General features: G+C 65.4%; 11 protein-coding genes. 3 read left to right on the top strand and 8 right to left on the bottom strand.

Features of this window, described 5'->3' with window-relative positions:
• Position 1: 1 nt before the first annotated feature.
• The 3 genes from QXZ85_RS20740 to QXZ85_RS20730 are packed head-to-tail and all read right to left on the bottom strand — an operon-like array spanning position 2 to position 2825.
• Complete coding sequence (locus QXZ85_RS20740) at positions 2 to 1009, bottom strand: hydrolase (RefSeq protein ID WP_315767892.1); 1008 nt, start codon at positions 1007 to 1009, stop codon at positions 2 to 4.
• A complete protein-coding gene (locus QXZ85_RS20735) occupies positions 1009 to 2229 on the bottom strand; it encodes a lytic murein transglycosylase (RefSeq protein ID WP_315703784.1) in 1221 nt (406 codons plus the stop codon). Before QXZ85_RS20735 ends, QXZ85_RS20740 begins: the two co-directional genes overlap by 1 nt.
• Before the next feature lie 50 nt (positions 2230 to 2279).
• Positions 2280 to 2825, bottom strand: a complete 546-nt coding sequence (locus QXZ85_RS20730) for a MarR family winged helix-turn-helix transcriptional regulator (protein WP_315703785.1) — start codon at positions 2823 to 2825, stop codon at positions 2280 to 2282.
• Between the two features lie 53 nt (positions 2826 to 2878).
• On the opposite strand from QXZ85_RS20730, the gene QXZ85_RS20725 reads away from it, so the two are divergent.
• Entirely contained in the window at positions 2879 to 3355 is a 477-nt protein-coding gene (locus tag QXZ85_RS20725; RefSeq protein WP_315703786.1) for a carboxymuconolactone decarboxylase family protein, read from the top strand.
• Between the two features lie 36 nt (positions 3356 to 3391).
• Entirely contained in the window at positions 3392 to 3904 is a 513-nt protein-coding gene (locus QXZ85_RS20720) for a cupin domain-containing protein (protein ID WP_315764838.1), read from the top strand.
• 31 nt (positions 3905 to 3935) lie between these two features.
• On the opposite strand, the gene QXZ85_RS20715 is transcribed toward QXZ85_RS20720, so the two are convergent.
• From QXZ85_RS20715 to QXZ85_RS20705, 3 genes are read right to left on the bottom strand one after another with little or no spacing between them, the layout of a single operon-like run.
• A complete protein-coding gene (locus QXZ85_RS20715) occupies positions 3936 to 4730 on the bottom strand; it encodes an amidohydrolase family protein (protein WP_315703788.1) in 795 nt (264 codons plus the stop codon).
• A gap of 7 nt (positions 4731 to 4737) precedes the next feature.
• Positions 4738 to 5985, bottom strand: coding sequence for an MFS transporter (locus QXZ85_RS20710; protein WP_315703789.1), 1248 nt, complete (start codon positions 5983 to 5985; stop codon positions 4738 to 4740).
• A gap of 59 nt (positions 5986 to 6044) precedes the next feature.
• Positions 6045 to 6776 carry a GntR family transcriptional regulator gene (locus tag QXZ85_RS20705; protein WP_315730021.1) on the bottom strand — a complete coding sequence of 244 codons (732 nt, stop codon included), beginning with the start codon at positions 6774 to 6776 and terminating at the stop codon, positions 6045 to 6047.
• Between the two features lie 162 nt (positions 6777 to 6938).
• On the opposite strand from QXZ85_RS20705, the gene QXZ85_RS20700 reads away from it, so the two are divergent.
• Positions 6939 to 7121, top strand: coding sequence for a hypothetical protein (locus tag QXZ85_RS20700; protein WP_315730022.1), 183 nt, complete (start codon positions 6939 to 6941; stop codon positions 7119 to 7121).
• 44 nt (positions 7122 to 7165) lie between these two features.
• On the opposite strand, the gene QXZ85_RS20695 is transcribed toward QXZ85_RS20700, so the two are convergent.
• A complete protein-coding gene (locus QXZ85_RS20695) occupies positions 7166 to 7426 on the bottom strand; it encodes a hypothetical protein (protein WP_315703792.1) in 261 nt (86 codons plus the stop codon).
• Between the two features lie 77 nt (positions 7427 to 7503).
• Positions 7504 to 9120, bottom strand: coding sequence for a M23 family peptidase (locus QXZ85_RS20690; protein ID WP_316189193.1), 1617 nt, complete (start codon positions 9118 to 9120; stop codon positions 7504 to 7506).
• Between the last annotated feature and the right edge of the window lie 62 nt (positions 9121 to 9182).

Raw genomic sequence — 9182 nt, 5'->3', positions numbered from 1 at the left:
CTCATTCGATCTTGTTCATGTCCGGAAACTGCGCCCGAAACTCCTTCTCGTCCAACAATTGATCGAGAATCTTGACCATGCCGTCGTCCGAGGGATGGTAGGCATCAATGAAGTTGAGCGGATCGGTCCCGACCGACGAATGCGCCATGTCGAAGAAGGTGATGCCAAGGCCGCGGAGCCAGCTGGCCGTCTGTTCGCTCTCGAACTCGCGCCAGACGCCGGACCAGGGCCGATAGGACTCCTCGTAGTCCAGGTAGTCCACTGCGCTGCGAATATAGGGAAGCTGGATGGCGATCAGCTTGATCCCGCGCTGTTGCGCCAGCGATGCAAGCTGGACGATCGGGGCCATCTGGCGCTCGGACATATGCGCGGCGCCTGGCGTTGACTTGAGGAAGTACTCGGCCGACTGGAATTGCTTGCGTGCCACCTCGATGAATCCAGCCGGATAGGCATAGGACCCGTCCCGTCGAAACCCGTCCTGGCGCCGATCGTCCTGGAATGGGGCGAGCGAGGGCAGCGAATGGGTCAGATAGCGGAACTTGAACAGGACGTAGCGAAGCGGCTCGTAGATCATCGTCCGTTCGGTCCCGTTGGCCTTGTCCCAGGTGTCCGTGAACAGGAAATAGTCGATTGCGAGGATGACGACCCGCGGCCGCACCTCGCGCGTCGAGCGCTCGAACACATCCAAGAGCTGAGACGTGGTCCAGGCCGTGAAGGATGCGTTGTAGAAGCGGTACGGCTTGAACATCCAATCGCGGAACGTGCCTGGACGCGAGGTGCCGATACAGATGACATCCGGACGCGCCTGGCCGATGCGTGCGAGCTTGAAGGCCGCGTTGTAGCGGAGGTCGGCGGGCAGGATGATGTTGTCTACGTCCCTGACCTGCGATTGCGCAAGATCGGCCGGGGTTGCCAGGACGTGGAAATGGTATGCGAAGCCGAGTACGCCCAGCGCGAAGGCCGATAGGAACACAAGCACGGCGACGAGGTAGCGGCGGGCCGTCGGCATCAGCCGCCCTGCCTGAGCTTTGCCAGCACCTTCAGCCCACCATAGCCGTCGGCGGGCTGAATGCCGGCCTTGACCTGGAAATCGCGGATCGCCTTCATCGTGTCGTTGCCGACGCGGCCGTCGGTGCCGCCGGTGTCGAAGCCGGCCTGGGTAAGGCGCCGCTGCATCTCCTGGACCTCCGCGAGCGTCAGCGCGCGCTCGGATCCCGGGAACGGTTGAATGAAAGGCGGTCCGCCGAGGATGCGGTCACCGAGATGGCAGATCGCGAGCGCGTAGCTCATCGCCGGATTGTAGCTCTTCACCGAATAGAAGTTCGGACCCAACAGAAAAGACGGTCCGCCGGCGACGGGACTCCAGAGCTGCGCCGAAGCGTTCGGCTGCGGGAAGGCTTCGCCATCGGCGCGCCTGACCCCGGCCGCCTGCCATGCCGCATAGGTGCGGCTGCCGGACATGCTGCCGGGGGCGCGCACCTCGTAGCCCCAGTGCTCGCCACGGCGATAATGGCCGCGATTGACGAGGTAGCGCGCGGTCGAGCCCAAGGCATCGTCGGGCCTGCCGAAGGGGGAAATCTTGCCGTCGCCGTCATAGTCGAAGCCGACATTGAGCCAGACCTCGGGCATCCATTGGGTATGGCCCATCGCCCCGGCCCAGGATCCCCGCATCTCCTCCGGCGTGCTCCAGCCGCGATCGACGATTTTCAGCGCATTGATCAGTTCGGCTTCCCAATAGGCCTTGCGGCGCGGCTCGTTCCAGGCGAGCGCGGCCAGTGCAGGAAACACCGGGCGCATGTGGTTCTTCTGCACCAAGGGATCGCCATAGGCCGACTCGACGCCCCAGAGCGCCAGCAAGGTGCCGCGCTCGACGCCGAAATCCTTCTCGATCCGCGCGAATAGCGCCGCGTTCTCCTTGAGCGCGATCTTGCCGTTGATGATGCGCCAGTCGGAGACGCGGCGGTTGATGTATTGCCAGAGCTCCTCCTTGAACTCCGGCTGATTGCGCAGCTCCTTGAACACGCTCATGTCGGGCTCGACATCGGCCATTGCGCGCTTCCAGGTCGCGGGCGAAATGCCCTTGGCCAGCGCGCGCGTGCGGAACGACTCGCGCCAGGCCTCGAAGCCCGCAGGGACGGCGGTTGCGGTGAGCGGCGCAGCCAGGAGCACCGCGGCACCGGCTCCGGTGCGAAGCAGCGCGCGGCGGGTCAGGGAATCATGCTGTCTCATGCGATCGAGTTTACCCCGCTCCGAGGGCGTGCCGGGAAAGTTCTCGCGTTTTAGCCCTCCTGCAGGTCGATCGCAATTTTGGCGAGCCAGCGGCGGATGGTCGCGAGTTCCGTAGCATTCATGTCCTTCTCCAGACGCCGTTCCAGCGCCATGGCATGCCGCCGGCAGGCCTGCAGCAGATGGAGGCCGCGTTCGGTCAGGCTCCATTGCAGCATGCGGCCGTGGACCGGGTGGGGGGTCTTGGCGATCGCGCCGTCGCGCTCGAGATTGCGGATGATGACGCCCACCGTCTGCGGGGTCAGCAGCGCGACGCGCGCGAGGTCGGCGCCCGATAAGCCCGGATAGGCCTTCAGCATCGTCAGCACCACGAATTGCGGTGGCGTCACCCCCAATTCCCCGAGCGCGCGTTCGAGGCTCAACCGCGCCGCCGCCTGCGCCTGCCGCAACAAATAGGCGAGATAACCCTGTTCGCCGCGTTTGCCCTCTCCGGGCAGCGGCGGAACCGCCGGACGAGGAGCCGCCCCGCGACTCTTCCCGCCGGATTGCCGCGTCCCGGTTTCGTCATGGGTCGTTTGCTTGAGCGTCGGCTTGCGCATGATATAAGAGCTCTTATAATTCGACAGTGTTCTTATATCACGGAGAGTGACAGATGCCACATGCGCGCAAGGACTATCCGGATTTCAAGGCGCTGGCGCCTGATGTCTACGAGCGGGTGCTGGCGCTGAGCCAGCTCGCCGGAAAGGCCGGGCTGGAGAAGGATCTGTTGGAGCTGATCAAGGTTCGGGCTTCGCAGATCAACGGCTGCGCGTTCTGCGTCCAATTCCACATCCTGGAAGCCGAGCGGCTCGGCGTTCCCGCCGACAAGCTCAATCTCCTCGTGGTCTGGCGCGAGGCGCCGCAGTTCTCGGCCCGCGAGCGCGCTGCGCTGGCGTGGACGGAGGCGCTGACCTTGTTGTCCGGTGGCGTCGGCGACGCGGTTTATGCGCAGGCGAGCGCGGAATTCTCCGAGAAGGAGCTGGTCTATCTCAGCTCGGCGATCGGCGTGATCAATGTCTGGAATCGCTTCGGCGTCGCCTATGGCTGGACGCCGCCGGTGCGCCCAGCTGCGCGGATTGCCGGATCCTGACAGAGCCCCTGTAAGGCGAATTTTGGGAGGACGATCATGACTTCGCTGGCGACGGTACACTGTCTCCGGCCGATGCGGCCGCACATGCGATCGGTCTCGTTGTCCGTCATGGCGGGTCTTGCCTGCGCCTTGGTGGCGGCAAGGGCGCTGCCGGTGACGACGGACGCGATCTCTGGCGCACTGGCGCCGCTGTGTGTCACCACCGCGGCGGCCGGATCACCGCAGGACAAGGTCGAACAGATCGCCTCTTATCCGCTGGCAAATGTGCCGGGCAAGCGCGTGACCATCGTTCGCGTCTCCTATGGCCCGGGCGGTTTCTCGCCTGCGCATCGGCATTCCGGTTCGGTGACGGCCTACATCACCAAGGGCGAGATCCGCTCGCAGCTGGCGGGAGGGCCGCCTGAAGTGTTCCAGGTCGGCCAATCGTTCTTCGAGCCGCCGGGCTCGACGCATCTGGTGTCGGCCAATGCGAGCGCGACAGAACCCGCAGAATTGATCGCCGTGTTCGTCGCCGACGAGGGGGCGCAGCTCACGACCTATCTGCAGTAGGCGCGGGCGCTAGACGGGTTGCGATGGCGGCTCAGAAGCGAAACAGCGCATATGGCGCGGCCAGGACGCGCGCGCGCTCGTTCGCATCCGGGATCAGCTCATCGAGAAAATTGCGGTTCGTCGTGTAGTCCTGCGTGAGTTCGAACTGGGTGTGGGGCCAGTCGCTGCCCCACATCAGCCGGTCAGGGCCGAACGCATCGCGCAGCAATGGATAGGCCTGCCGGGCGAAGGCGCGGCCCTGTGGTCCGTTCCGATATGGGGCGGACAGTTTGACCCAGACTTGGCCCGATCCGCCGAGCTTCAGCACGGCGGCAAAGGCCGGGTCTGCGATCCCGAGGATCGGATCTGGCAGCGCGAAATGGTCGATGACGACGGTGAGATCGTATTCGACGAGCTGCGTGACCAGATCGGGCAAGTCAGCGGCGCGCCGCTGGATTTCCACCTGCCAGCCGAGATCGGCGACCGCTGCAAGCAACGTCCGCCAACGGCTCTCCGTAAGGTCGGGCAGCGGGCAGCCGACCAGGTTCAACCGGATTCCGGCAATCCCGCCGCGATCCATCGCCTGCAAGTCCTCGCTGGAAATGGAGGGATCGACGACCGCGATCCCGCGCAGCCGGTTCCGAGCAATTCTGATGCAGTTGAGCAGATACCAGTTCTCGGTGCCGAGAAAGCTCGGCTGCACCAGCACGCCATGGCTGATGCCGGCGGCGTTGAGCTGCGCGAGATACTGGTCCACCGGCGCATCATAATCCGGGGCGTAGCGTCGCAGGTCCGCGAGCGCCAGGCCGCGATGAAAGACATGCGCATGCGCGTCGATGCTGACCATCGATGCCTCAAGCGCGCGAGGGTGCGTCGATCGGCTGCTCGAACACCTTGCCGCGCGTCTCGGGCAGCATCAGCACGGCGAGAAGCACCAGCGAATAGGCAAAGGCGGCGTCGATGCCGATCGCGGGTCCGAGGCCGATATGCTCGGACAGATAGCCGACGAGGAACGGGAAGGCGGCCGAGACGACGCGGCCGAAATTGTAGCAGAAGCCGACCCCGGTGCCGCGCACGCCGGCCGGATAAAGTTCGCTGAACAGCGCCGCCATGCTAGCGGGAATGCCGGCGGAGAAGAAGCCGAGCGGAAAGCCGAGCAGCAGCATCTGCGAATTGGACAGCGGCGCGAAGATATAGACCAGCACGGTGGCGATACAGGCGGAGGCGAACAGCGCGACATTGGCGCGGCGGCCGATTCTGTCGCTCACCACCCCGCTTGCGATGCAGCCGCAGAAGAAGGCGATGATGATCACGGCGAGATAGCCGCTCGAACCCAGCACCGACAATTGTCTGACCTCACGCAAATAGGTCGGCAGGAAGGTCGTGAGCGCGGCATAGCCGCCATGGGCACCGATCCCGAACAAGCCGCCGATCAGGGTCGAGCGCAGCACCTCCGGCTTGAACACGCCGGAGACCGTAGCGAGGAACGGCATATCGGCCGCTTTCACCGCGCGTTTCGGCTCCTCGATGCCGCGGCGGATGTAGAGGATCAGCAGCGCCGGCAACAATCCGGCGGCGAACAGCACGCGCCAGGCGATGTCCTTCGCGACGTAAGTGAAGATGACGGCCGATAGCAGCACCGCCGCCCCCCAGCCGACCGCCCACGCACTTTGCACGGTACCAAGCGCGCGCCCGCGATGATCGGGGCGAATGATCTCGGCCATCAGCACCGCGCCGCAGGCCCATTCGGCGCCGAAGCCGAGGCCCTGGATCGCCTTCAGCACGAGCAGCTGGTTGTAATCGGTAACGAAGGCGCAGGCGAAGGTGGCGAGCGCGAAGGTCGCCACCGTGATCTGCAGCGCTTTGACGCGCCCGAACCGGTCGCCCAGCGCGCCGCCGAGCCAGCCGCCGAACGCGCCGAAGAACAGCGTGATCGATCCGAGAAAGCCGGCTTGCGCCTTGGTGATGCTGAATGCCGCGATCAGCGCCGGAATGGCGAGGCTGAACATCTGGACGTCGAGCGCATCGAGCGCCCAGCCGCCAAAACTTGCCCAAAAGGTGCGTCGCTCCAGCGGCGTGGATTCCTGATACCAGTTCGACATTGTTCCTCCCTCGTGATCGTCATTATTGTTTATCGCTGCTGGCGCAGCGAATTTGAGCGCTAGCGGATTTCGGCGTGGTAACGGAAGCGGTCGGCCGGTCCGCGCGAACGGCGCCACTCGATCGGCCGCCGTTCGAGATCGAAAGCGAGCCGTTCGATCACGATCAGCGGCGCGCCGGGCTGCAGCCGCAACAGCCGCGCCTGCATCGCGTTGGCGGTCTCGACCGTGAGCACCTCGTCGGCGGAAACCACCACCTGGCCGCAGCGCTCTTCGTACAGCGGATAGAGCAGGTCGGAGAACTCGCCGCTCTCGATCTCCATGATCGCGGCAAAGCGCGCCTTCTGCAGCCAGATCTCTTCCGCCAGCAGCGGCACGCCGTCGATCAGCCGCAGCCGCGACAGGTGGATCACCGGCTCGCCCGGCGGAATGCGCAGCGCCGAAGCGGCGGCCGAGGGGGCCGGCAGCTCCTTGCGCCTGATGATGCGGCTCTGAGGAACCCGCCGTTCGCCGCTTTCCGACTGGAAGCGGAAGAAGCGGAACAGCGAGGAGTTGAAGCGGGCGCGACGAACGAAGGTGCCGCGGCCCTGCTGGCGCTCCAGAATGCCGTCTGCGACCAGGCAGTCGATCGCCTTGCGCACCGTGCCGATGGAGAGCCCATGGGCGGCTGCGAGCTCGGCTTCGGTCGGGATCGCTTCGCCCGGACGCCAGGCATGGTTCGCAATGCGCTCGGCGAGGTGATCGCGCAGGCGTTGATAGAGCGGCAGGCGGGCGTCGGAGCTGATCTGTGTCATCTAGTCATATATATGACTAGATGAGTTGGGCACGGTCAAGGCGTTTCAAGCCGGGGCGGGGCCACCTTTTGATCCGACGCCGTAGCTGTCGCGGCGGCGGGAACGCGTGCGCGGGGGCGCGAGTTGATGAGGATGAACTTGGAACGAGGGGAGGAGGCGACGATGGCCAGCGCACCAGACCAGCTGAAGCCACGCGATTTCCCGCTCGAGGCCGACAAGGCCAGGATCAAGCGCCAGGACGGTACGCCGATCGCAGAGACCGACAGCGACGCCTTGGCCCACGACATCGCCGGGCGGCTCAATTCCGAGGAAGCCTTACGTGAACAAGACAGATGGTCGGCCTGAATGTCCGGTGTGTTCGGGCGCTCGCCGCTGCCGGGCGATCAGACTTAATAAGGATTGGCTGGCTGTGCGCGTGGCGGACCGGCCGGCTTAGGCTCGACGGTAAGGGAGCGGTCGGTCGGAAGCACCTTCGCGCCGGCGGCCCGCGCCGCGTCCCCGGTCTCGGAGTGCTGCGCCTCAGTTGCCGGTTTGATTTCGGGCGGTTGCCAGCGGTCGCGTACGAGTACGGTCAATGTTGCGACGCTGACGATCACAACAGCCAATGCAATGGCCACCGGAGCCTTGCCGTCGCGCCGTTTGCCGCTCACTCGCGCCACCTCCCTTCGGAGGTTAACGAGGTCGGCAGGCTTGCGGTTCCGCTGCCGCGGAGGTCATGGAGGCGGAACTAATGCGCGCCGGCGTCGCTTGCCGCCTGCTCGGCGGCGGCCGGTGCGACTGTGATCACCGGCGAGGACGCCATCTGAGGTCCGATCTCGCGACCGCGGCCGCCGATCAGGCGCTCATAGGCTGAGATCAAGGTGACGTAGGGATTGACCCAGATCCAGCCGTCGCGGGTGAACACCTGCATGTCGAAATGCAGATGGCGCGTCGTGCCGTTGGGATGGTCGAGATAGTTGGAGACGACGCCGATCTGCTGGCCTTCGCGCAACACGCGACCGTTCAGCAGTCCATCAGCATCCATCGCCGTGGGCTGCATGTGCATATAGCGAAAACGGATATGCTCGGCGCCGCTATTGACCTGCAGCGTTGCCGCCTGGTCTTTGGGGCTGCGGATCACGACGCCGTCGCGGACCGCGAGCACGCGCTGCCGCTTCGGATCGCAGCCATCTGCGCCGTCGCGCCGCGCCGGGCAGGCACCGGGGCGGATGTCTTCGCCCTGATGTCCGAAGCCGCTCGCACATTGTCCGACATTGAAGCTGCGCGCTTCGCAGAAATTGTCGCGCCACGGATACTGCCCGCGACGTTGGTCGGCAGCGTCGCCGGAGCGGCCCTTGCCGGAGGATTGCGAATGGACATAGGCCGGCGCCTCGAGCGGAAAATGGATCTGCGAGTAGACGATGCGATCGGCAGGCCCGCTTGGGCCGGTGGGACTGCGCTGGCCCGGAAGATCTCCTGCCGGACGGTAGGTAAACTCAGCCGAGAGGTTTGCTGGATGTTCGACGGCGGTCGGCGCGATGTCGGGGCGCGGCAATATCGGCTGGCCGCCGACCACATGCAGCGCCTTCAGAAAGCGCTCGGCGACCGGGTAGGCCTCCCGGCAGGCCAAGCGCCGCGCGCGCGGGACGCTATCCAGGCATTGGATCGAGACCACGTAAGCGATGCCGAAACGCGTGAAGGCATAGCGGACGTAACCTTCGCGAATGAAGCGGCGCAGTTCGGGATATTGCGCCGCCAGCGCCTTGACCGGCTCGCCCTTGCCGCCTTGCGGATCGGGAATGTCATAGACGAGGCGCGAGCCGGTGATCTGCACTTCGATCGCCTTGGCGAAGACGCGCGGCGGCAGACCCGCGCCGACCTCGGGCGGCAACGAAAACACCGCGTCGTAGCCGGCCGGGCCGGTATCGAATAGTTCGGTGCGGAAGTCGGCCTGGTATCGGCTCAGCGGCACGATCTCAGCCGTGCCGCTCCGTCTTGCCGCCAAATAGGCCGTTGTGTCGAAGGGCAACAGCACGGGCACTGGACTGCGTCCAATGCCCGTGAAGATCGGTGATGTCGCGCCGTTGAGCTCGAGCAGCGCCGGGCGCGTGCGCGGGTCGAACGGAGCGACGCCGTGCCGCCGCGCTGAGAGGACGAACTCCGCGGCGACGGAGGGCACGGTGTTCAATTCGGAGCGGAGTTGATCCAGGGCCGCGCGCCAATCGGTGTGGCTCACGGCGATCCCCGGCGTGCGAAAAAGCTCGTCCGCCAGGGCGCAAGTCGGCGTTGCTCCGATCACCGCCAGCCCCGGCAGCCAGGCGAGGAGATGAGTGATCCTGCGCCTGCAAGAGACCTTGCCCCTCAAGATCGGCCTCCAAGACCGTCCGCTAAAGATCCGCTCCCAAAGTCCGGCTGCCCGGCATATCA

It is taken from the genome of Bradyrhizobium sp. SZCCHNGR1005, from assembly GCF_032489995.1.
Lineage (GTDB): Bacteria > Pseudomonadota > Alphaproteobacteria > Rhizobiales > Xanthobacteraceae > Bradyrhizobium.
This window is presented reverse-complemented; position numbering and strand designations above follow the sequence as displayed.